Origin of the sequence: Streptomyces sp. NBC_01775 (genome assembly GCF_035917675.1) — a bacterium.
GTDB lineage: Bacteria > Actinomycetota > Actinomycetes > Streptomycetales > Streptomycetaceae > Streptomyces.
Genome location: NZ_CP109104.1, coordinates 2,711,714 through 2,734,293 on the forward strand (window position 1 = coordinate 2,711,714; position 22,580 = coordinate 2,734,293).

General features: G+C 70.4%; 23 protein-coding genes and 1 pseudogene. 2 read left to right on the plus strand and 22 right to left on the minus strand.

All coding sequences use genetic code 11. The annotated features are described in order from the left end of the window. Positions 1–30: 30 nt before the first annotated feature. From rlmN to rpsB, 6 genes are all read right to left on the minus strand, one after another. Positions 31–1,143 (minus strand): 23S rRNA (adenine(2503)-C(2))-methyltransferase RlmN, encoded by a 1,113-nt coding sequence (gene rlmN / locus OHB04_RS12070; RefSeq protein ID WP_326687683.1) that lies wholly within the window; start codon positions 1,141–1,143, stop codon positions 31–33. Positions 1,144–1,302: 159 nt separating this feature from the next. Continuing rightward, positions 1,303–2,466: a phosphatidate cytidylyltransferase gene (locus OHB04_RS12075; RefSeq protein WP_326687684.1), complete on the minus strand. Its 1,164-nt coding sequence runs from the start codon at positions 2,464–2,466 to the stop codon at positions 1,303–1,305. Between the two features lie 39 nt (positions 2,467–2,505). Further along, positions 2,506–3,063: a ribosome recycling factor gene (gene frr / locus OHB04_RS12080; protein ID WP_326687685.1), complete on the minus strand. Its 558-nt coding sequence runs from the start codon at positions 3,061–3,063 to the stop codon at positions 2,506–2,508. Positions 3,064–3,308: 245 nt separating this feature from the next. Continuing rightward, positions 3,309–4,061 (minus strand): UMP kinase, encoded by a 753-nt coding sequence (gene pyrH / locus OHB04_RS12085; RefSeq protein WP_326687686.1) that lies wholly within the window; start codon positions 4,059–4,061, stop codon positions 3,309–3,311. Between the two features lie 193 nt (positions 4,062–4,254). Beyond that, positions 4,255–5,091, minus strand: a complete 837-nt coding sequence (gene tsf, locus OHB04_RS12090; RefSeq protein WP_326687687.1) for a translation elongation factor Ts — start codon at positions 5,089–5,091, stop codon at positions 4,255–4,257. Positions 5,092–5,238: 147 nt separating this feature from the next. Beyond that, on the minus strand, positions 5,239–6,183 hold the full coding sequence (gene rpsB, locus OHB04_RS12095; RefSeq protein WP_326687688.1) for a 30S ribosomal protein S2: 945 nt from the start codon (positions 6,181–6,183) through the stop codon (positions 5,239–5,241). Between the two features lie 444 nt (positions 6,184–6,627). On the opposite strand from rpsB, the pseudogene OHB04_RS12100 reads away from it, so the two are divergent. After that, positions 6,628–7,236: pseudogene (locus OHB04_RS12100) on the plus strand (peptidoglycan DD-metalloendopeptidase family protein); the annotation flags it as partial. A 409-nt stretch (positions 7,237–7,645) separates the two neighbouring features. Here the strand turns inward: OHB04_RS12100 and OHB04_RS12105 are convergent. The 16 genes from OHB04_RS12105 to OHB04_RS12180 form a co-directional block, all read right to left on the minus strand. Continuing rightward, positions 7,646–8,203 (minus strand): TetR/AcrR family transcriptional regulator, encoded by a 558-nt coding sequence (locus tag OHB04_RS12105; RefSeq protein WP_326692691.1) that lies wholly within the window; start codon positions 8,201–8,203, stop codon positions 7,646–7,648. A gap of 121 nt (positions 8,204–8,324) precedes the next feature. Next, positions 8,325–9,170: an RNA polymerase sigma factor WhiG gene (gene whiG, locus OHB04_RS12110; protein WP_326687689.1), complete on the minus strand. Its 846-nt coding sequence runs from the start codon at positions 9,168–9,170 to the stop codon at positions 8,325–8,327. Positions 9,171–9,490: 320 nt separating this feature from the next. Next, positions 9,491–10,816 carry a DNA-processing protein DprA gene (dprA, locus tag OHB04_RS12115; RefSeq protein WP_442815087.1) on the minus strand — a complete coding sequence of 442 codons (1,326 nt, stop codon included), beginning with the start codon at positions 10,814–10,816 and terminating at the stop codon, positions 9,491–9,493. Between the two features lie 35 nt (positions 10,817–10,851). After that, a complete protein-coding gene (locus OHB04_RS12120; RefSeq protein WP_326687690.1) occupies positions 10,852–12,468 on the minus strand; it encodes a YifB family Mg chelatase-like AAA ATPase in 1,617 nt (538 codons plus the stop codon). Then, positions 12,468–12,998, minus strand: a complete 531-nt coding sequence (locus OHB04_RS12125; protein WP_326687691.1) for a YraN family protein — start codon at positions 12,996–12,998, stop codon at positions 12,468–12,470. The genes OHB04_RS12120 and OHB04_RS12125 overlap by 1 nt, the downstream gene beginning before the upstream one ends. 148 nt (positions 12,999–13,146) lie before the next feature. After that, positions 13,147–13,470, minus strand: coding sequence for a DUF2469 domain-containing protein (locus OHB04_RS12130; RefSeq protein ID WP_027735391.1), 324 nt, complete (start codon positions 13,468–13,470; stop codon positions 13,147–13,149). Positions 13,471–13,509: 39 nt separating this feature from the next. Further along, positions 13,510–14,247 (minus strand): signal peptidase I, encoded by a 738-nt coding sequence (gene lepB / locus OHB04_RS12135; RefSeq protein WP_326687692.1) that lies wholly within the window; start codon positions 14,245–14,247, stop codon positions 13,510–13,512. A gap of 71 nt (positions 14,248–14,318) precedes the next feature. After that, positions 14,319–15,338, minus strand: coding sequence for a signal peptidase I (gene lepB, locus OHB04_RS12140; RefSeq protein ID WP_326692693.1), 1,020 nt, complete (start codon positions 15,336–15,338; stop codon positions 14,319–14,321). Next, the gene (gene lepB / locus OHB04_RS12145; protein ID WP_326809435.1) at positions 15,220–16,221 is read right to left on the minus strand and encodes a signal peptidase I; all 1,002 of its coding nucleotides are present in this window, start codon (positions 16,219–16,221) and stop codon (positions 15,220–15,222) included. The genes lepB (OHB04_RS12140) and lepB (OHB04_RS12145) overlap by 119 nt, the downstream gene beginning before the upstream one ends. Positions 16,222–16,870: 649 nt before the next feature. Continuing rightward, on the minus strand, positions 16,871–17,593 hold the full coding sequence (gene lepB / locus OHB04_RS12150) for a signal peptidase I (RefSeq protein WP_326687693.1): 723 nt from the start codon (positions 17,591–17,593) through the stop codon (positions 16,871–16,873). 44 nt (positions 17,594–17,637) lie between these two features. After that, positions 17,638–17,988, minus strand: coding sequence for a 50S ribosomal protein L19 (rplS, locus tag OHB04_RS12155; RefSeq protein ID WP_326687694.1), 351 nt, complete (start codon positions 17,986–17,988; stop codon positions 17,638–17,640). Positions 17,989–18,117: 129 nt separating this feature from the next. After that, positions 18,118–18,927 carry a tRNA (guanosine(37)-N1)-methyltransferase TrmD gene (gene trmD / locus OHB04_RS12160; RefSeq protein WP_326687695.1) on the minus strand — a complete coding sequence of 270 codons (810 nt, stop codon included), beginning with the start codon at positions 18,925–18,927 and terminating at the stop codon, positions 18,118–18,120. Then, positions 18,924–19,538 (minus strand): ribosome maturation factor RimM, encoded by a 615-nt coding sequence (gene rimM / locus OHB04_RS12165; RefSeq protein WP_326687696.1) that lies wholly within the window; start codon positions 19,536–19,538, stop codon positions 18,924–18,926. Before rimM ends, trmD begins: the two co-directional genes overlap by 4 nt. 97 nt (positions 19,539–19,635) lie before the next feature. Next, positions 19,636–19,875, minus strand: coding sequence for an RNA-binding protein (locus OHB04_RS12170; protein ID WP_326687697.1), 240 nt, complete (start codon positions 19,873–19,875; stop codon positions 19,636–19,638). 2 nt (positions 19,876–19,877) lie between these two features. After that, positions 19,878–20,330 (minus strand): 30S ribosomal protein S16, encoded by a 453-nt coding sequence (gene rpsP / locus OHB04_RS12175; protein WP_326687698.1) that lies wholly within the window; start codon positions 20,328–20,330, stop codon positions 19,878–19,880. 247 nt (positions 20,331–20,577) lie between these two features. Continuing rightward, a complete protein-coding gene (locus OHB04_RS12180; RefSeq protein WP_326687699.1) occupies positions 20,578–21,276 on the minus strand; it encodes a hypothetical protein in 699 nt (232 codons plus the stop codon). Between the two features lie 481 nt (positions 21,277–21,757). Between OHB04_RS12180 and OHB04_RS12185 the strand changes: the two genes are divergently transcribed. Continuing rightward, entirely contained in the window at positions 21,758–22,561 is an 804-nt protein-coding gene (locus OHB04_RS12185) for a class I SAM-dependent methyltransferase (RefSeq protein WP_326807445.1), read from the plus strand. Positions 22,562–22,580 lie beyond the last annotated feature (19 nt).

A 22,580-nucleotide genomic window follows, 5' to 3' on the forward strand; every position in this document is an offset into this window, starting at 1 on the left:
ACGGCCCATTCGAACACTACCAGCCAGGCTTCACCGCTCGGTCGCGGCGAGCTGCCCGCACGCTCCGTCGATCTCCTGGCCCCGGGTGTCCCGTACGGTCACCGGCACACCGTGCGACTCCAGGGTCCGCACGAACTCCGCCTCGTCCTCGGGCCGAGAGGCGGTCCACTTGGAGCCCGGGGTGGGGTTGAGCGGGATGAGGTTGACGTGCACCCGCTTGCCCTTGAGGAGCCGGCCCAGCAGATCGGCACGCCATGCCTGGTCGTTGATGTCCTTGATCAGCGCGTACTCGATGGAGATCCGGCGGCCGGACTTCGCCGCGTACTCCCAGGCGGCGTCCAGGACCTCTCGGACCTTCCAGCGCGTGTTGACGGGCACGAGGGTGTCGCGCAGCTCGTCGTCGGGCGCGTGCAGCGAGACCGCCAGCCGGCACTTGAAGCCCTCGTCGGCAAAGCGCAGCATCGCGGGCACGAGGCCCACGGTGGAGACGGTGATCCCGCGCTGGGAGAGCCCGAGGCCGTCCGGTTCCGGGTCGGTCAGCCGCCGGATGGCGCCGACGACGCGCTTGTAGTTGGCCAGCGGCTCGCCCATGCCCATGAAGACGATGTTGGACAGCCTGGAGGGGCCTCCGGGCACCTCGCCGTCACGCAGCGCGCGCATCCCGTCGACGATCTGGTGCACGATCTCGGCCGTGGACAGGTTCCGGTCGAGCCCCGCCTGGCCCGTCGCGCAGAACGGGCAGTTCATGCCGCAGCCGGCCTGAGAGCTGATGCACATGGTGACCCGGTCCGGGTAGCGCATCAGGACGGACTCGACGAGTGTGCCGTCGTGCAGCCGCCAGAGCGTCTTGCGTGTCGTGTCGTCGTCGCAGCTGATGTGCCGCACCACGCTCATCAGGTCGGGCAGCAGTTCGGCGGCGAGCTTCTCGCGGGCGGCTGCGGGGATGTCCGTCCACTGCTCCGGGCCGCGTGCGAGCCGGGCGAAATAGTGCTGGGACAGCTGCCGGGCGCGGAAGGGCTTCTCCCCCGCCGCCGCGACGGCCTCCCGCCGCTCCTCGGGGCTGAGGTCGGCGAGGTGCCGCGGGGGCCGCTTGGCTCCGCGGGGCGCCACGAAGGTGAGTTCGCCTGGTGCGGGCGGTGCCATGGGACAAGCTCCTACGTCGGGGCAACCCCGTCGGCGCGGGGAGGACTGCGGGTGGGCCTGCGCCGGGAGACTCGCCGGACCGCCCCGACTCGTACGGGGTGCCAAGGTCACGGGCTCGGCCGGATTGCAAACCTGTCCCAGCGTACCCGGTGCCGCGGGTTACGAGCCGACGAAGATCACGAACAGCAGCCAGACCACCGGCGCCGTCGGCAGCAGCGAGTCGAGGCGGTCCATGATGCCGCCGTGACCGGGCAGCAGCGTGCCCATGTCCTTGATCCCCAGATCCCGCTTCATCATGGATTCGCCCAGGTCACCCAGGGTGGCGCTGGCCGCGACGGCGAACCCCAGCAGCAGCCCCTGCCACCAGACGCCGTCCTCGATCAGGAACTGGGTGCACAGCGCCCCGGCCACCATGGCGAAGGCCACAGCACCGGCCAGGCCCTCCCGGGTCTTGCCCGGGCTGATCCTGGGAGCCAGCTTGTGCCGCCCGAAGCGCCAGCCCACGGCGTAGGCCCCCGTGTCGCTGACGACAGTGAGGATCAGGAAGGTCAGCACCCGCCACGGCCCGTCGTCGGCCGCCAGCATGAGCGCCACGAAGGTCGCGAGGAAGGGCACGTAGAAGGCGGCGAAGAGGCCCGCCGTCACATCCCGCAGATAGTCGGCGGGCGGCTCCGTCATCCGCCACACGAGCACCGCGAGGGCCGTGAGCGCCATCGCGACCCACGCACCCTCGGCCCCCCGTACATAGCCGGCGACCACCATGGCCGCACCGCCCACCGCCAGGGGCACCAGGGGGGCACGGATGCCCTTGCGCTCGTTCAGCCGGGAGGTCAGCTCCCACAGGCCCACCACCACGGCGACCACGATGACGCCGATGAAGACGGGCTTGTAGAGGAAGAGCGAAGCCACCACGAGCACGCCCAGACCGAGGCCGACCCCTACCGCTGCGCGCAGGTCACGGCCGGCGCGCTTCTTGCCCTCCCCCGCGGAAGGCGCGGGCGCAGGCGAAGGGGCACCGGCGGCCGGCTCCTGCTCGTACCGCTGCGGGTGAGGGTCTGAGCGACCCGCGGGACCCGTGGGGCCGGGGCCCTGCGGCCGACGGCCGTTCCGGTCGCCGCCCTCGTCACCTGGGTCGGACACAATGGGCATACGCCGAGTCTGCGACGCTTCACCGCCCACGTCGTGCGCTGGAGCGGTCACGTCGTAAGCGGACACCCCCACGTCGCCCGGCCGGGGCAGCGCCCCCGGCGCTGCGGGCCCTGGATCGGGAGGGCCCCAGTAGCCCGCGCCCGGTTGCGGCACTCCCCAGGATGAGTCGTTCACAGATAGCAGCCTTCGACCTCGGACCGTAGACAGGGGACCTCAGACTTCGAGCAGCTCGGACTCCTTGTGCTTGAGCAGCTCGTCCACCTGCGCGACGTACTTCGCGGTGGTGTCGTCCAGCTCCTTCTCACCCCTGCGGCCCTCGTCCTCGCCGACGTCGCCGTCCTTGATGGCCTTGTCGAGAGTCTCCTTGGCCTTGCGGCGGACGCTGCGGATGGAGATCTTGGCGTCCTCGCCCTTGGTCTTGGCGACCTTGATGTACTCCCTGCGGCGCTCCTCGGTCAGCTCGGGGAACGTCACCCGGATGATGTGGCCGTCGTTGGAGGGGTTGACGCCCAGGTCCGAGTCGCGAATGGCCTGTTCGATGTTGCGCAGCGAGCTCTTGTCGAACGGGGTCACCACGGCCATCCTGGGCTCGGGAACCGAGAACGACGCGAGCTGGTTGATGGGCGTCATCGTGCCGTAGTACTCAGCCACGATCTTGTTGAACATCGCCGGGTGCGCACGGCCGGTGCGGATGGCCGCGAAGTCCTCCTTGGCGACGACGACCGCCTTCTCCATCTTTTCCTCGGCTTCGAGGAGGGTCTCTTCGATCACCACGTGCTCCTGGTTCGATGAATGAGCCTGACTGCTTCATCCGGGGCTGTGCCGCTTCCCCCTCGGGGCCGCGTCCCGGAAGACCGCCCCAGGAGCCGCCCCGGCCCCCGCAATGCCCTGATTCCTGCACGGTGTCCGACCGGCAGGCTGTTGTCCATCCCCGTACCGTGCCGTTCGTACGCCACGGTGTTGCCGTCGGCACCCGTCTCGTGAACGCGGTCGCCCGGCCTCGGCCCGGCGGCCGGTCAGTCGCGGGTGCCCTGATTGCTCACCAGGGTGCCGATCTTCTCACCCTTGACCGCACGGGCGATATTGCCTTCGGCGAGCAGTTCGAAGACGAGGATCGGCAGTTTGTTGTCACGGCAGAGCGTGATCGCCGTCATGTCGGCGACCTTGAGATCGCGGGTGATGACCTCGCCGTACTCAAGAGCGTCGAACTTGACCGCCGCGGGGTTGTGCGCGGGGTCGGCGTCATAGACACCGTCGACGCCGTTCTTGCCCATCAGCATCAACTCGGCGTTGATCTCCAGCGCGCGCTGTGCGGCCGTGGTGTCGGTCGAGAAGTACGGCATGCCCATACCGGCGCCGAAGATGACGACGCGGCCCTTCTCCAGGTGCCGGATGGCGCGCAGGGGAATGTAGGGCTCGGCGACCTGTCCCATCGAGATGGCGGTCTGGACGCGCGAGTCGATGCCCTCCTTCTCCAGGAAGTCCTGGAGCGCCAGGCAGTTCATGACCGTGCCCAGCATGCCCATGTAGTCCGAGCGGGCCCGGTCCATGCCGCGCTGCTGCAATTCCGCGCCGCGGAAGAAGTTGCCGCCCCCGATGACGACGGCGATCTCGGCGCCGTCGCGGACGACAGAGGCGATCTCCCTCGCCACCTTGTGCACGACGTCGGGGTCGACACCGAGTCCTCCGCCTCCGGAGAACGCCTCGCCGGAGAGCTTCAGCAAGAAGCGCCGGCGGCGGTCGCTGTCTTTGTCGGTGTCATTGCTCATGGAGATCTCCTCGTGCACATACGAAAGAGGCCACTGCCGTCGGATCCTCGCGGTCCCTGTGCGGCAATGGCCTCCTCGTCACAACTGCCCTGTGCCCGACCTTATCGGGCCCGTGCCGGTTCCGTGCGCCCTACGGAGTGCTCCGCGCGCGGACGAGCGGAACCGGCCTTCGGGATACGTCAGGGTGCGGCTGTCAGGCGCCGACGCGGAAGCGCGCGAAACGCTTCAGCGAGACACCGGCCTCGTCCAGAACCTTCTGGACGGACTTCTTGTTGTCCTTGGCGAAGGGCTGGTCGAGCAGGGTGTTCTCCTTGAAGAACCCGTTGACCCGACCCTCGACGATCTTCGCCAGGGCCTGCTCCGGCTTGCCCTCCTCGCGCGCGGTCTCCTCGGCGATGCGGCGCTCGCTGGCGACCGTCTCCTCCGGGATCTCCTCACGGGTGAGGAACTTCGGCGCGAACGCGGCGATGTGCTGCGCGACGTCCTTGGCGATGTCGGCGTCGGCCTTGTCCAGCTCGACCAGCACGCCGACCTGCGGAGGCAGGTCCGGGCTGGTGCGGTGCAGGTAGGAGCCGACGTAGGCGCCGGAGAACTGCGCGAAGCGGTCCAGGACGATCTTCTCGCCCAGGGTGGCGTTGGCCTCGTCGACGTACGCCTGGACGGTCTTGCCTGCCTCGATCTCGGAGGCGAGCAGCGCGTCGATGTCGGCCGGGGAGGTGGCCTCGATGTGCGCGGCGATGGCCTCGGCGACGGCGACGAACTTGTCACCCTTGGCGACGAAGTCGGTCTCGCACTTCAGCTCGACCAGGACACCGGTGGAGTTGTCGTCGGCGATACGGGCGATGGCCGCGCCGTTCTCGGCCGTACGGCTCTCGCGCTTGGCGACGCCCTTCTGGCCCTTGACGCGCAGGATCTCTACTGCCTTGTCGACGTTGCCCTCGGCCTCGTCCAGCGCCTTCTTGCAGTCCATCATGCCGGCGCCGGTCAGCTCCCGGAGCTTCTTGACGTCGGCGGCGGAGTAGTTCGCCATGGTCTGTGAATCTCTTCTCGAATAAGTCGATGAGGATGGATCGGCCCACTGCGGATCAGGGGCTTCCACGGCTGTACGGCGGGGGCACCCGGCCCCCGCCGTATCACCGCGCAACAGCGGAGCCCACGTGATCCACGTGGCCGTGGATCAGGCCTGCTCGGCGGCGGGCTTCTCGGCCTGCTCGGCCTCGGCGGCCTGCTCGGTCTCCGGGGAGGACTGGACCTCGGCCTCGGCGGCGGTCTCGTCCTTGGCCTCGGCAACCTCAGCCGGCTCGGCGGGCTTCTCGGCCTCGGCAGGCTTCTCGGCCTCGGCGGCCTTCTCGCCCTCCAGCAGGTCGCGCTCCCACTCGGCCAGCGGCTCGCCCGCGGCCTTCTCGCCCTTGCCCTCGCCGGAACCACCGGACGAACGGGCGATGAGGCCCTCGGCGACAGCGTCGGCGATCACACGGGTGAGCAGGGTGACGGAGCGGATCGCGTCGTCGTTGCCCGGGATCTTGTAGTCGACCTCGTCCGGGTCGCAGTTGGTGTCGAGGATCGCGACCACCGGGATGTTGAGCTTGCGCGCCTCACCGACGGCGATGTGCTCCTTCTTGGTGTCCACGATCCAGACGGCGCTGGGCACCTTCTGCATCTCGCGGATACCACCGAGGGTCTTCTCCAGCTTGGCCTTCTCGCGGGAGAGGACCAGCAGCTCCTTCTTGGTGAGACCGGAGGCGGCCACATCCTCGAAGTCGATCTGCTCCAGCTCCTTGAGGCGCTGGAGCCGCTTGTAGACCGTCGAGAAGTTGGTCAGCATGCCGCCGAGCCAGCGCTGGTTCACGTAGGGCATGCCCACGCGGGTGGCCTGCTCGGCGATGGCCTCCTGGGCCTGCTTCTTGGTGCCGACGAACATGATGGAGCCGCCGTGCGCGACGGTCTCCTTGACGAACTCGTAGGCGCGGTCGATGTACGACAGCGACTGGAGCAGGTCGATGATGTAAATGCCGTTGCGCTCGGTGAAGATGAAGCGCTTCATCTTCGGGTTCCAGCGGCGGGTCTGGTGCCCGAAGTGGACGCCGCTCTCCAGCAGCTCCCGCATCGTGACGACGGCCATGGCCGTTCTCCTTGGGTTACTCGGTTGTCATCAGCGAGGGCCGGGATGGCCCCCGCTTGCCTGACGCCCCTGTCGCGCCGCCCTGGAACTACCGACTGGCGGACCGTTCCTGGGACCGAGATGCGCGGCCACCGGGTGAGGGTGGCGGGGCGTGCGAAGTCAGCCCGGTCACCCGGGCCGCACAAAGCAGTGTACGGGACCCGCGAAGGGGCCCGCGCCGGGTGTGGGAGCGGGGACCTCGGTGGGCGCGGATAAGCACCATGACCCATGGGAGAGAGGAGAATCTTTACCCGTTTTTTCTGCATTTTGCCCCGGTGCACCGAAGCTCCACCCCGGGCCGCGTTCATCCCCCGGGCGAGTGACGGTTTTATCCACATCTCATGGGTTACCCACAGATCTTGCCCATGATCCCAGCCGGTCCGGGATGTGCGTCAGGGTCTCCGCATGAGGCAACGCGGACCCCACTACGGGGCGGGCACGACGAGCGACGGGCGTCCGGTGGAACGCCCACGCGGGGCGACGCGGGCGAGGGCTCTGATCCTGGTGACGGGGTTCTCGTGGGTGATCGCGGGGGCGATCGCGTGCGTGCTCGCGAGCGGGTTCACGCACGGGGGCCCCGACGGGTCGGCGGTCCCGCGCTCGTATGCGCCCTCGCCCGGACGAGCGGCCTCGGCGTATGAGCCTCCCGCACCCGCCCTTCTCCTCACGCCGGCGGGTGCGGGAGCTTCCGGCGGCAGAGCCTGGCCGGTGACAGGGACCGGTGGGGCGCTGCGGCCCCTGGTGCCGCGCGGCTGGGATCCGCCGCCGGAGCCGTGGGCCGCCGGTCACCGTGGAGTGGACCTGGCGGCCGGGCCGGGGCAGCCGGTACGGGCCGCCGCAGGCGGGAAGGTGTCCTTCGCGGGAAAGGTCGCCGGGCGCGGAGTGGTGTCCATCGAGCTGCCGGGGACCGGCCGCCCGCCCCTGCGTACGACGTACGAGCCGGTACGGGCCTCGGTGCGCAAAGGGGACCGGGTGAAGGCCGGCGAGCGGGTGGGGACCGTCGCCAGAGGCCGCCACTGCCCCCGCACCTGTCTGCACTGGGGCCTGTTGCGCGGCGACCGCTACCTCGACCCGCTCTCTCTGCTGCCGCCGGGCATGCTCGGCGGAGACTCACGCCTCCTGCCCGTCACCGGAGTCCCGGTGCCCGGCCGCCGGGCCCACGCGGGCCGGCAGCCCACAGCCGCGGACACCGCCGAGGATCTCGCCCCGCTGCGCAACGCCGCCCCGTCAGACGCTCCTGGCTACGACGCGGCGGGAGGGGTCATCCGTGACCATGGCGAAGCAGGAGGGATCCTCGCGCTGGCGCTGGCCGTGTGCGCGCTGTGGGCGCACCGGCGGCTGCGCGACGGGCACGACAAGGCGGCGACGGCACCACGGCAGAGAGCACCGGCCGCGCGGAGGCGGCCGGAGGGCCCTGATGACCTCAGCCCCGGACGCCGTTCAGCGCCATGGAGACGGCGGCCTCGGCGATCTGCTGCGGGTCCTCGGCGGCACCGAGCTCGATACGGCGTACCCCGGCGTCCACGACGCCCTGAAGCAGCATGGCCGCGAGCCGCGGCTGCTCGTGGCCGAGGTCGCCGAGCGCCTCGACGACCATGGAGATCAGCCCGCCGTGGGCGGCGCGGATGCGCTCTCGGGCCCCCGCGTCCAGCTCCCCCGCCGAGATCGCGACGACGGCACGGTGCCGGCGGTCACCGACCAGCGCGAGCTGCTGACGTACATATGCTTCGATCTTGCCCCCGGGACTCTCGGCCTGGGCCATCGCGGATTCGACCTCGGCCGCCCACACGGGGAAGTCGACGGCGCACAGCTCCTCCACGACCGCGGCGCGGGAGCGGAAATACTCATAGACGGAGGAGCGCGCGAGGCCCGTGTGCTGGGCGAGGGCGGGGAAGGTCAGCGCCTCCGTTCCCCCCTCGGACAGCAGTGACCTCGCGGCGTCCAGCAAGGCCGCGCGCTGCATGGTCCGGTGCTCGGCCACGGAGGCCGCTCGAATCCTGGGCACGCTTCTAGCTTACGGACAGAAGGTCGAGGCTCACATGGGTAGGGCCGGGGCGGGCTCTGAAGGACCGGTTCAGCAGGGTGAAGGGATCGTCACCGGGTCAGCGTCCGAGGTCGGCGAGCTTGGCGCGGAGCTGGAGGACGGACTTGGTGTGGATCTGGCTGACCCTGCTCTCGGTCACCCCCAGCACCTGGCCGATCTCGGCGAGCGTCAGCCCTTCGTAGTAGTAGAGAGTGACCACGGTCTTCTCCCGTTCGGGCAAGGTGTTGATCGCGCGCGCGAGGAGTCTGCGCAGCTCACGGTCCTCGGCCACCTCGACGGGGTTGTCGGCGGCCGTGTCCTCCAGCGTGTCCATGAGGCTGAGCCGGTCACCACCGTCGCCGCCCACATGCAGCAGCTCTTCGAGGGCGACGACGTTGGCCAGGGACAACTGGCTGAAAACGCCATGCAGTTCCTCCATGGCGATGCCCATCTCGGAGGCCACCTCGGACTCGGAGGGGCTGCGGCGGAGCTTGGCCTCCAAGGTGGCGTAGGCGCGCTCGACCGCGCGGGCCTTCTGCCGTACGGAGCGGGGGATCCAGTCCAGCGCCCGCAGTTCGTCGATCATCGCGCCCCGGATGCGGGTGATGGCGTAGGTCTCGAACTTGATGGAGCGCTCGGGGTCGAACTTCTCGATAGCGTCGATCAGCCCGAAGACCCCGGAGGAGACGAAGTCGGCCTGCTCGACGTTGGAGGGCAGACCGACGCTGACCCTGCCCGCGACGTACTTGACCAGCGGCGAATAGTGCAGGATCAGCTGCTCGCGAAGCCTGCTGTCGGCTGTGTCCTTGTACGACTGCCAGAGTTCCTCCAGCGAGCTGGGCGCAGTCCTGGGCGTGCCGTCGTCGACCACGGCGGGCGCCACCGCGGCGGCTGTGCGGTCGGGCCCGGAGATGTGCTGAGGCATGCGTCGCCTTGAGCCGTTCTGCTGGGTGGTGGTGGTCTGTTGGTGTGCGGAGCCGTGCCTCTCATTGAGAGATGGTGTGAGCGTAACGTGACGACAGCGTCGCAGTGAGCGACGGAGCGTTCGTTCTCGTGTACGCGGTCGTGCTCCTTTCGACGATGGCTCGGCGCTCGCCGGCAGGGCCGCAGGCGGTGACCGCGTGCAGGGCGGGTGTGAGGCGCTTCGCGGGGCACTCCTCGACCCGGCACGCGCACATGCCTCGGCCCAGCACGCTCACATGGCTCAGGCTTTCACCCGATAGCCCCAGGTCAAGGACCGCCTCATCACCCGATGGAGTGCCCCTTCCGTGCTCGGACCAACAGCCAGCGCTCGCCGGTGCGTTCGACGAAGCCGAGAGCTCGCAGCTCATGGAGCCGGGCCAGCGTGACCTCTACGGGTACACCTGCGGACCGGGCGATTCGCGCCAGATCACTCGCCCCGCGCCCTGGTACCGCCTCCAGCACCCGGCCGGCGCTCGCGCTCAACGCGTCGCGTGGAACAGTCGGTCCGCGCCGCTCGGGTGCCAGCTCGCCCACCATTCCCACCAGTTCGATCACCTCGGCGGCGTCGGTGACCACGGTGGCCTCGCCCCGCAGGAGCTCGTGCACCCCTTGTGAGAGCCCGGAGGTGACCGGCCCCGGCAGCCCCATCACATGCCGCCCCAGCCCCAGGGCGCGGCGCGCCGTCACCAGGGCACCGCTGCGCAAAGCTGCCTCGATGACGACGGTGCCCCGCGACAGCGCCGCGATCACGCGGTTGCGCAGTACGAATCTGCTGCGGGTCGGATGGGCGCCGGGAGGCAGCTCCGCGACAAGCAGCCCACGCTCGCCCAGCAGCCTGATCAGCTCCTGGTGGCCCGGCGGATAGGCGACATCCACGCCGCAGGCCAGCACTCCCACGGTAGGGCCTCGCACCGCCAGGGCTCCCCGGTGCGCACCCCCGTCGATGCCGTAGGCAGCCCCGGAGACCACCGTCCAGCCCCGCTCGGCGAGCCCGGCGCCCAGCAGGGACGCGCAGTGGGCGCCGTATTCCGTGCAGGCGCGGGCGCCGACCACCGCCACCGAGCGCAGTGCCCATACCCGCAGCGAGGCCGAGCCGCGGACCCACAGGCCGAAGGGCCTTCTGGCGCCCAAGTCGTCCAGCTGTTGCGGCCATTCCATGTCCCCGGGGCAGACGAACCGCCCGCCCAGCGCCTCGATCGCTTCGAGGTCCGCATGGGGCCGCGCCCCCTCGGCTCGCAGCCGCAGGCCCTCCCAGCGCTGTTCTTTGGCGCCTTTCAGCGGTGGCCCTCCCTCTTTCAGCGCGGCCAGGACCTCCTGCGGGGTGCAGGCGGCAAGCCAGCCGCCCACCAGCTCGTCGCCGGGCTCCGCGATCCGGGTGAGCGCGGCCCGGGCGATCCGCTCGGGGTCACCGGGCGGGCCGAAAACAGGGGAACTCCGGGGAGCGGCAGCGGTGAGCGCGTGGGCGGCTCCGCCCGAAGAGGGAGAACCCGAAGAGGGAGAAGGGGCAGAAGGGAGTGAGGGAGGGAGGGGTGACGTGGGGGCGGGGGAGACTGGTCCGGCAGAGGGTGGCGTCGCCGTGTCGGCATCCCCGGCACAGCCGGCCTTCACACCGCTGCCCCGGGTGCGGGCCCGGCCGCTCGCCGTCATGCGAAGCGCCCCGGCACGAGTGCGTCGCGCCGGATGCCGGTGCGCAGCTCCAGCGCGAAGTTGACGTCGTCGGGCGAGGGCCTGTCGTGCCCCGCCAGGTCAGCGACGGTCCAGGCGACCCGCAACACCCTGTCCAGCCCGCGCGCGGTGAGTACGCCGCGCTCCAGATCCGCTTCGGCCTCCCCCAGCGCTCCGGGCATCGCCGGGTGGCGGGTGCGCAGCTCGTGTCCGGGCACCTCGCTGTTGGTCTTCCACGGCATGCCCTCATAGCGGGCCGCGGCCCGCTCCCTGGCCTCCAGGACCCGGGCGGCGGCCACGGCGCTGGACTCGGCGCTCCCGCCCACGGCTACCAGCTCCGAGCGGGCCAGTGGCTCCACGGTGACGCGCAGATCGACCCGGTCCAGCAGCGGCCCCGACAGCCGTGCGCGGTAGCGGCGTACCGAGGCGGGACGGCACTCGCACTCGCCACCCCGGATGCCGTGCCGCCCGCACGGACAGGGGTTGGCGGCCAGGACCAGCAAGAACCTCGCCGGCATCCGCATCATCCCGGCGGCCCGCGCCACGACGACATGGCCCGACTCCAAGGGCTGCCGCATGGCATCCAGCACCCTGGGGCTGCACTCTGCCGCCTCGTCCAGAAAGAGCACGCCGTTGTGCGCCAGGGACACGGCGCCGGGGCGCGGAAGCCCCGTCCCGCCGCCCACCAGTGCCGCCATCGTGGCTGAGTGGTGCGGAGCGCAGTAAGGCGGCCTGGCGACCAGCGGCTGGCCGGGCGGCAGCGCACCGGCGACCGAGTGGACGGCCGTGACCTCCAGCGACTCCTTGCGGCTGAGCGCCGGAAGCAGCCCGGGGAGGCGCTCGGCCAGCATCGTCTTGCCCGCGCCCGGCGGCCCCTTGAAGTAGAGGTGGTGTCGGCCTGCCGCCGCGATCTCCAGCGCACGGCGGGCACGGCGCTGTCCCACCACATCGGCCAGGTCGACGGGGCGTTCCTCCGCCAGGAGCCCGGTGAGCCCGGGTGTGCCCGGAGGCAGCCCCGTGAGGCCGGCGAGACCCGGATCGGGCAGGCCGTCGCCCGGTCGCCCCGTCTCCTCGGGGACGGGCTCGTCCGTCAGTACGGCGATGAGCTGGCGCAGGCTGCGCACTCCCACCACGGACACGTCGGGGACGAGCGCCGCCTCGGCCGCCGTCTGCTCGGGGACGACCACCTGGCGGTATCCGGCGTCCGCCGCGGCCAGCACCGCCGGCAGGACGCCGCGTACGGGCAGCACGCGGCCGTCCAGACCCAGCTCGCCGATCATCATCAGACCGGCGATCTCGCGGGGGTCGATGCGCTCGGCCGCGGCGAGGACCGCGCAGGCCACAGCGATATCGAAGCCGCTGCCGCCCTTGGGAACGGAGGCGGGGCTCAGGCCCACGGTGAGCTTCTTCTGCGGCCAGGCGACGCCGGAGTTGACCACGGCAGCGCGCACGCGATCCCGGCTCTCGGTGAGGCTCTTGTCGGGCAGCCCGACGAGGGTGAAGGCCGCGACCCCCGGCTCCAGGTCGGCCTGGACCTCGACCAGAACCCCCTCGACCCCGACGAGCGCCACGGCGCAGGTGCGGGCGAACCCCATCAGCCAACCCCTTGTACATGCTGGACGACGGGCGCGCCCCGGCCCGGCAGCACAACGCCCACCAGGTCGATCCGCACTCCGCCGACCGGAGGGTGGCCGTACCGGGCGATCCAGCGCTCGGTCAGCCAGCGTGCCGCCAGGCGGCGCAGCCGCGCCGTCTTGGCGGCGGGAAGGGCGTCCATCGGATGCTGAAAGGGGATGGCCCTGCGCGTTTTGACCTCGCAGATCACCAGCGCGTCCGCATCCCGCGCGATCAGGTCGATCTCGCCCTCGGCACAGCGCCAGTTCCGCTCAAGGATCATCATGCCCGCCTCGCGCAGCCTGCGGGCCGCGAGGTCTTCTCCGTACCGCCCCAGCGCACCCCGCGCGCCCGTCCCGACTCCGGCCCCCGCCCGGGCCCCGGCTCCAGCGCCGGACGGCCTGGCCCGAGCTCCCGTCGCCCTCGGGGCTCCCGCTCCGGCGGCACCGCCTGTCCGTGTCGGCTGCCGCCTGCGCGTGCTTTCTGTGCTCCGCGCGTTCTTCGTGGTCATACGAACCACCTCCGGACACCGACTGTGACGGCGCCGGAGGCGGCTCAGGGATCTTGGTCTTTTTCTGGGGAGAACTCAGCGGTTGTGGACAATTCCGTCACCCTCACGAGTGGTCCACGGGTAGCGGGACCGACGACGGACCCCGTGCTCAGCCCTTGAAGCCCGAGTCCTCGGGAAGATCCAGCTCACTCTTGTTGAGCTCCTCGATGTTCACATCCTTGAAAGTGAGCACTCGTACTTGCTTGACGAATCTGGCCGGCCTGTACATGTCCCAGACCCACGCGTCCGCCATCGAGACCTCGAAGAAGACCTCGCCCTGTACCGAGTGGACCTGCATCTCGTAGTCGTTGGTGAGATAGAAACGCCGGTCGGTCTCGATCACATATTTGAACAGTCCGACGACGTCCCTGTACTCCCTGTAGAGCTTCAGCTCCATCTCGGTCTCGTACTTTTCGAGGTCCTCGGCGCTCATGGCATGTTCCCCTTCAGCCGTGCGTCCCCCCATTGTGCGTCACCCCGAGCGGCCATGTGCCGAAGATGCGATGCGTCGCGCGATCGGCCCGTAGGCGGCGCCGCCCAGCACCAGGACGGCGCCCACCACGACGGCGGCCAACGCCAGCGGCAGGGGCCCGCGTTCCGAGGTGCCCTCCGGCATGGCGGCGAATCCGGTCGCCTCCGGCAGCATGCCGAGCGAGCCGAAGGGCCAGGCGACCGCGTCGACCCGGCCCTTCACGGCGGAGCGCGGCACGGCACCGTGGTCCGCGTCCTGGAGGTGCACCCGGGAGTCGAGCGACTCCAGCCGGTTGTCCCCCAGCAGGAAGAGCTTGCCCTTGGGGACGTCCGTGCTGTCGAAAGGCCGCTGGGAGTCGGCCCCCCGCGAGCGCAGATAGGGCTCCTCGACGGGCTTGCCGTTGACGGTGAGCCTGCCGCTCTTGTCGCAGCAGGCCACCTTGTCGCCACCGACCCCGACGACCCGCTTCACCATGGGGACCGCTCCCCACACCGAGTCCTGGAAGACGACGACATCACCCCGCCGTACCTCCTCGCCGTCCACCCGTTCGGCCAGCACCCGGCTGTCGGACTTGACGGTGGGGTGCATCGAGTCGGTGGGCACGGTGTAGGGCTGGTAGAGCACGGCGCCCCAGACGAACCCGCCGAGGAAGAGCACACAGCCGAGGGCCACGGCCAGCCCGGACAGTCTGTTGCCCAGGCGACCGTGGCCCTCGTCGGTACGTATCGCCTTGCTCACTTCCGCACTCCCGGTCGTCCGCAGCAGTCTCGAAGATCTGCGCGCACCCTACCCGGGGGTACGGGAAGCCGTCAGCCCTTGGCCTGGCCCTTGTCGGACCGGCCGACGTCCTTGGCTACCAGGCGCTTGCGCCGCCACAGCACCAGCGGGAGGGCGCCGGCGATACCCAGCGCGGCCGGTGCCGCGTTCAGAGCACGGGCCTGGATGCCCTGCTGGTCGAAGGTCTCGGGCACGGGCAGCGTGCCCCAGCGGTTGATTGGCCACGCCTTGACGATCGCCCGCCCGACGACCTTGCTCTCCGGCACGAAGCCGCCACCGGGCTGGTTTTGGTGGTAGCGGGAGTCGAGGGAGTCCTGACGGTGGTCGCCCATCACCCACAGCTTGCCCTTGGGCACCTTGATCGGGCCGAACGGCTTGTCGTCGCAGGGGGTGTTGCCCGGGTAGAGGTAGGAAGACTCGTTCAGGGGCGTGCCGTTGACACGCACCTTGCCGCCCTCCTTGCACTCCACGGTGTCCCCGCCGACCGCGATGACTCGCTTGATCAGGTCCTTCTCGTTGGCGGAGGGCATCAGTCCGATGAAGCTGAGCGCCGTCTGGACGAAGTTCTCCTCGACGTTCGCCTCCGGGAGCCAGCCGCCCGGGTCGTTGAAGACGACGACCTCGCCCCGGTCGGGCGTCGACCCGAACCACGGGGTGAGCTTGTCCACCAGCACCCGGTCCCCGCGCTGGAGGGTGTCCTGCATCGAGTCCGAGGGGATGGAGAACGCCTGCACGAGGAAGGTCTTGATGATCAGGGCGAGGATCAGCGCGATGCCGATGAGCATCGGCAGTTCCTGCCAGAACGACCGCTGCTTCTTGCCGCCCTTCTTGGCGCCCCGCGAGGAGTCGCTGTCGCCCGCGCCGGAGCCGCGCGCGTCGTCTCCGCCCGCGTCGTCGGCCGCATGTGTCCCATCAGTTTCGGCGGTCACACCGTCACTCTCTCTTTCCACGGTCGGTGGCCCTGCGTCGCCCGTCCCGTTGCCCGTCCCGCCGCCCACATCGGAACGCTTGTCTTCCGGGTCGCCGGAACCGGACCGTGCGCCGACCGCCAAGTCCCCCACATTCACTCCTCACACCGCGCTGCCGCCTGTCCGAGTACCGGTACAGGCCCACCACTCCCATAACGAGCGGGAGTTCCGCAGAGAACGGGAGTTGCGCCACTCGATTGTCAGGGGCGACGGACGCCGAGGCCGGTGCGCCACGTCCGTCAGGTACCGAAGCATATGTCTCCGGCTCCTCAAGCCGCCGCCAGTGCCCGAACGGCCAGGCGATGACGACCGCTCTTCCCTGGACGAGATCCTCCGGGACCGTCCCTCTGTCGGGCTCCCGGAGGTGGTAACGGGAGTCGGCGGAGTTGGCACGGTGATCGCCCATCACGAACACGCGCCCCACGGGAACCGTGACCTTGAACTTGATCTGGGAGGGCTTGTTGCCCGGATGCAGATACGGCTCCTTGAGAGGCGTGCCGTTCACCGTAACGCGCCCCTGCTTGTCGCAGCAGCGCACGGTGTCGCCGCCCACGCCGACGACGCGCTTGATCAGGTCCTGTTCGTCGTCCGAGGGCAGCAGCCCGATGAAGGTCAGGAACTCCTTGCCCTGCTTGATGCCCGGAGGGGGATCCTCCTTCTTGGCCTGCTCGCCCTTCAGCCATCCGCCGGGGTCCTCGAAGACCACCACATCCCCCCGCTGCGGCTTGGAGCCGAACCAGGGGGTGAGCTTGTCGACCAGGACCCTGTCGCCGATCTTGATGGTCTGCTCCATCGACCCGGAGGGAATCACGAACGCCTGGACGAGAAAGGTCTTCAGCACCAGTGCGATCAGCAGCGCGACCCCTATGAGGATCGGTATTTCCTTGGTCGCCGAGAGCCGGCGGCGGCGCTTGATGCGCTTGGCCGCGCGCCTGCGGGCCGCCCGGCCCTGGCCGGGACGGCGCAGCCCGGACTCTTCCCCGCCGTCCGGAGCCCCGCCGTCCCCGGGTCCGGCTCCAGGGGGCTCAGGGCTCGGCGGCGGGCCCTGGCCGTTGGCCCACTGGTCGTTGGTCCGCTGCCGCTGATAGCCGTCGACCGGAACACCCGTATGGGCCACGGGGGGCGGCGGGGGGCGGTCCTGAGCGGTGTAGTCGAACGGTTCGCTGTACTCGTAGGTGCTGCCGTACGGATCTGCCGAAGGGGGCTGGACGGCCGGACCGCCGTTGCCGTTGCCGTTGCCGTTGCCGTTCGGATAAGCGGGGCCGTTCGGATAAGCGGGGCCGCGACCAGGGCCCGGACCTGGGCCAGGACCGGAACCAGAGCCAGACCCGGCGCCAGGGCCGAACGGCGCGTCCCACTGCCGCTCGTCCCGCGGCCACTGGTCCTGCTGCCCCTCGTATCCGTACCCCTCATACCCGGGGCCCTGGTGGCCGGAGCCCGGATTCCCGTAGCCGCCGTTCCCCTGGCCGAAGGGGGCGCGGTCTTCGTAGCCGTCCTCGTAGTTGGCGTCGTCCTCGCTGGGGACGCCATAGGCGTAGCGCTGTCTCGGGGGCTGTGGGGGACGGGGGTGCGGAGGCCGGGGGTGTCCGTCGCGGCCGGGGTACCGGCCCCGGTGGTCAGTCATGGCCGCCGCCGACGGCCGCGCCGGGGGTCACCGACCCGAGGCGGCGCGGAGGCCACCCGATCCAGTCGGCCCGGCCGATCACGCGCTCCACGGGCACGGTCCCGCCGCCCGGCTCGCCGAGGTGGTCGCGGGAGTCGCTCGACTGTGAGCGGTGGTCGCCCATGACCCACATGCGCCCGTCGGGTACACGGGTCTCGAAGGGAACGGAAGAGGGGGCGTCCGAGCCGTAGAGGTAGCCCTCGTCCACAGGCCGACCGTTCACCTCGATCCTCCCCCGCTTGTCGCAGCAGCTCACCAAGTCTCCGCCGACGCCGATCACGCGCTTCACATAGTCCGTCTCGGAGGGGCGGACCAGGCCGGTGGCAGCTCCGGCCTTGCGCAGCGCGGTGGTCACCGCGTTGCCGCCCGCGCCCTCCTCCCCCGCGAAGGAATCCGTCCCGTCGAAGACCACAACGTCCCCGCGCTCCGGATGGTTGCCGAAACGGTAAGCCAGCTTGTTCACCAGCACCCGGTCACCGACGTCCAAGGTCGGCTCCATGGAAGAGCTCGGAATCAGAAAAGGCTGCACCACAAAGGCGCTGGTCAGCAAGAGGACCCCCAGGACCCCCGCTGCCCAGGCAGCGATACGAAAGGAGCGCGACCTGCTCCCCCCTCCCCCTTCGGGGCCGGAAGAGCGGTCGCGCTCCGGTTCGTTCTGCTGTTCTTGGGTGTCCATCGCTCGGAAGCCTAACCGGCGGTCCGGACGCCCAGAACGCGAGATCAGTTCTCGCGCTTCTCCTTGATCTTGGCGGCCTTGCCGCGCAGGTCACGGAGGTAGTAGAGCTTGGCGCGGCGGACGTCACCGCGGGTCACGACCTCGATCTTCTCGACGATCGGGGTGTGCACCGGGAAGGTGCGCTCGACGCCGACGCTGAAGCTGACCTTGCGGACCGTGAAGGTCTCCCGCACGCCCGAGCCCTGGCGGCGGATGCAGACGCCCTTGAACTGCTGCACACGCGAGCGGTTGCCCTCGATGACGCGGACGTGGACGTTGACCGTGTCGCCGGGGCGGAACCCGGGGACGTCCTCGCGCAGGGAGGCGGAGTCGACGCTGTCGAGAAGGTTGGACATGACCGTCTGCTTTCCTCGCTGATGCCACAGGTCATCAGCGGAATGTCGTGATGATGATGGGGAGCCGCCACTCCGTGCGTGCGTTGGTCCCCCTGTGGCAGGGTCGCGCGCCGGAAGCGAGGCAGCGGCCTATTCTTCCACGGGCTCCCCGCCCGGCCAAAATCGGCCGTCCGTTCCCTGCCGCCAGCCCAGCGCCTCCAGGGTCGCCCTGTCGTGCTTGTCCAGGGACCCGGGCTCGCAGCGCGCGATCAGGTCGGGGCGGTGGGCCGCCGTACGGGCGAGCGCCTCGTCGCGGCGCCAGCGGGCGATCTTACCGTGGTGCCCGCTCAGCAGCACCTCGGGGATGCCGCGCTCCCGCCACTCGGGCGGCTTGGTGTAGACGGGGCCCTCCAGGAGGTCCGCCATCGCGCCGGGTGCGAAGGAGTCGTCACGGTGCGACTCGGCGTTGCCGAGGACTCCGGGCAGCAGCCGGGCGACGGCCTCGACCATGACGAGCACGGGCGCTTCCCCGCCGGCCAGGACGTAGTCCCCGATGGAGACCTCGCGCACCTCGACGCGCTCCGCGTACTCCTCGATGACTCGGCGGTCGATGCCCTCGTAGCGGGCCGGTGTGAACACCAGCCAGGGCTTCGCGGCCAGTTCGACGGCCAGCTCCTGGGTGAAGGGCTTGCCGCTGGGGGTGGGGACGACGAGCACGGGCTCGTCCTGGCCGGATCGCAGGATCTCATCCAGCGCCTCACCCCAGGGCTCCGGCTTCATGACCATGCCGGGGCCGCCGCCGTAGGGGGTGTCATCGACAGTGTTGTGCCGGTCGTGGGTCCACGTACGCAGGTCGTGGACGCGCACGTCCAGCACCCCGCGCGCACGGGCCTTGCCGACCAGGGAGACGTTCAGCGGCTCCAGGTACTCGGGAAAGATCGTGACCACGTCGAGCCTCACCGCGAGCGCTCCTCGCCCTCGCCGCGCGGGCTCTCCGCGTTCTCGCCGTGCGGCCTCTCCCCGTCCGCGTCCTCGGCCCCGCCCGCATCCTCGGCCTCGTCCTCGTCGCCGAGCAGGCCGGGCGGCGGGTCGATGACGGCCCGCTGCGCCTCCAGGTCGATCTCGGGGACGATCTCGCTGACGAACGGGATCAGCACCTCGGCGCCGTCCTCGCGCCGGACGACGAGCAGATCCTGCGCGGGCAGGTGCGCGACGCTCTCGATGCGCCCCACGGCCACTCCCTCGCGCGTCACCACGTCCAGGTCTTCGAGCTGATGGTCGTAGAACTCCTCGGGGTCCTCCGGCTGCTCATCCGGATCGACCTCGGCGATGAGCAGGGTGTTGCGCAGGGCCTCGGCCGCCGTGCGGTCGCCGACTCCTTCGAAGCGCAGGACCAGGCGCCCGCTGTGCACCCGGCCACTGCGGATGGTGAGCGGTCCGGCGGAGGCGGGCTCGGTGGCCAGCACGGCGCCGGGGCCGAGCCGCAGCTCGGGCTCGTCCGTCCTGACCTCGACCGTGACCTCGCCCTTGATGCCGTGGGGGCGGCCGATCCGTGCGACGACTAGCTGCACTGTGCTTCTCCGTGCTCGGTCTGTGGGCACTCGCGACGACGGGCCGGGGACGGCTGTAGTGCCGTCCCCGGCCCGTGCCGGTGCTGCATGCTGCTGTTCAGCGGACCTGGTCCACGTCGACGAGGTCGACGCGGACGCCACGGCCGCCGAGGGCACCCACGACGGTACGCAGAGCGCGCGCGGTGCGGCCGTTACGGCCGATCACCTTGCCGAGGTCGTCGGGGTGGACCCGGACCTCCAGCACGCGTCCACGACGGAGGTTGCGGGAAGCGATCCCCACCTCGTCGGGGTGGTCGACAATGCCCTTCACCAGGTGCTCGAGGGCCTCCTCGAGCATCCTCAGGCCTCGGTCGACTCGGTGGCGGACGCCGGCGAGTCAGCCTTCTCGGCCTCATCCGCCTTCTTGTCCGCCTTCTTGGCCTTGGGCGTGACGGCCTCGCCCTTCGGGCCGTCCGAGGAGTCCTTGGCCGCGGCCTCGAAGAGAGCCTTCTTGTCGGTCTTCGGCTCGGCGACCTTCATCGGCTCGGGCGCGGGCAGACCCTTGAACTTCTGCCAGTCGCCAGTGACCTTGAGGATCGCGGCGACCGGCTCGGTCGGCTGCGCGCCGACGCTCAGCCAGTACTGCACACGCTCCGAGTCGACCTCGATGCGCGAGGGGTTCTGCACCGGGTGGTACAGGCCGATCTCCTCGATGGCCCGGCCGTCACGGCGGGTGCGGGAGTCGGCGACGATGATGCGGTAGTGAGGCGCGCGGATCTTGCCCAGACGCTTCAGCTTGATCTTGACTGCCACTGGTGTGGTGTCTCCTGGTCTTGACGTGGGTGGACACGACGGACTTCCACGTGGGGTTGTGGGGCCGGGTATCCGATGGACGCGTCAGCCGGAGGAGAGAGGGGTCCTATGCGACTGTCGAGTACAGCCGACCATGATGCCACACCGCACGGGCCCGGCCGAAACCTGCCCCCGGGCCGGGAACGAGACCGCGTCCGGAGGGCCGGGCCCGGACGGGAGACCGGCGCCGCGAGGTGGGGCGGACGCCTCAGCCGACGGCCACCGCGGGCTCGGCGGGAGCAGCCGCTTCGACGGGATCGACGGAGCTGACAGGGTTGACGGGTTCGACGGGGATGCGGAACTGCTTCCCGCAGGCCCCGCACATGATGGGCGCCTGGGCGAGGACGGACGGGACGACACGGACGTTGCGCCCGCAGTCGCAGACCGCCTTCACGCGGACTCCGCCTCCCGAGGAGCCGTGCCGGGCCGCCGGACCGCGAAAACTGCGGCCGGTGTCGGTCTCGGTGGCGGCGCTGTACGCCTTCAGGGCTCGCTGGAGCCGTTCGATGGTGGGGCGGTACCGCCTTCTGGTCTCGGGGGTGAGGACCACGAGGGAGAAACCACTGCTGGGGTGCGGCTCTTCGGGGTGATCCAGACCGAGTTCCTCGGCGATCGCCAGGAAACGACGGTTGTGATAGCGGCCTGCCCGTGAGGTGTCCCGGACGCCGCGGGCGGCGGCGATGCCGTGGACTGCCTCATGGAGCAGCCGTTCGAAGGAGAGGCCGGTGCCGCAGGCGGACGACGACTCTCCGATGAGTGATTCGGGCGCGGCCAGATCCGGCAGCTCGGGATGGTGCCGTTGAATGTCGGCCCAGGCGGCTGCCAGCTCGGCGGCGAGAACTGGTGGTGTCGTGCTCACGTCGTTCCCAACGAGCAGGAGTGCCCCGGTGTTCCGATTCCGGGGCATCCCAAATAATTTGCACGTACCAGTCAGTCAACGCTGATGGGTCGGGACGAGGGCGGGTGCGCAGATCTACGGAGAAGCCACACACGCGACTCAAGCCGGGACGTATCACCGGATAGGCGCGCCCCTGTAATGCAGTAGGCGCGCATCCCCCTGCTTGCGGATGCGGGCCCGCCCTCCGCTGCCGCGGTGTGAGCGGTGTCGTTGATCGTACGCACACTTTCTGTGTGCCCTGAACGCCACTGGCCTCCCGAAGCACCAGAGCGCCCGTTTCGCCGTCGGGTGCGGGATCCGGCCGCCCGCTGTCCCCTTCGGTGTGGACGGCGCACACGGCGGGAGGGGCGCACGGCAGGGTCGTGGAAGTCATGAGGGCGCACCCCCTGGACGCGTGTACCGATGCGCAGTTCTCTGGGCACACGGGGACGGGCATCACTTCGGGGGGACCCAAACGGCTGCGAACGGATCTTCGGATTGAGGCGTTGCGATGACACCCGCGCTCGTACACCACCGGCACCCGGCCGTACGCGGCGCCGCCGAGCACGCGGCGCGCGCACGGGACTGGGCAGAGATCCAGGAACGGATGCTGGTTCCGCTCTACGAAGCGGTGTACGAACGGATGGAGACCGGCCCCGGAACGCGGGTGCTCGGTCTCGGCTGCGGTTCGGGCCTGGCGCTGCTGCTGGCGGCCGGCCGCGGGGCCGCCGTGCACGGCGTGGACGTGGACGGGGCACGGCTGGAGCTGGCGCAGGAGCGGCTGCTGGGCGGTGAGGTGCCCGTACGGGACGCGCGGCTGACGCGGGGCTCGTGCCTGGAGGCCCTCGCGGAGGCACCGCCGCCGGCCCTGGTGACCGCCTTTGACGCGCCGCCCGGCAGCGAGGAGCTGTTGCGTCTGCGGGAGTCGCTGGGCAAGGGCGTCCCCGTGGTGCTGGCGGGATGGGGCCCGGCCGAGCGCTGCGCGGTGGCGCCCGCGCTGCGGGTCGCCGAGCGGCTGGCCGAACCTTCGGACGCGCCGCCCGGATGGTGCGGGAGGGACCACCTGGAAGAGCTGGCAATACGCTCCGGACTGCGGCTGGACGGATCCGGCCGGGTGGCCTGCCCCTTCGGTTACGCGGGCATGGAAAGCGCGGTGCGCGGCCTGCTCTCGACCGGGCTGTACGACCTCGCGGTGCGCGCGACCGATGAGGAGCAGGTCCTCAAGGAGCTGACGGAGGCGCTGCATCCGTATCTGCGCGCCGACGGAACGGTATGGATGCCGAACCTCTTCCGGTACGTCGTCGCGCGTACGTAGCCCCGCCGGACCTGACTGC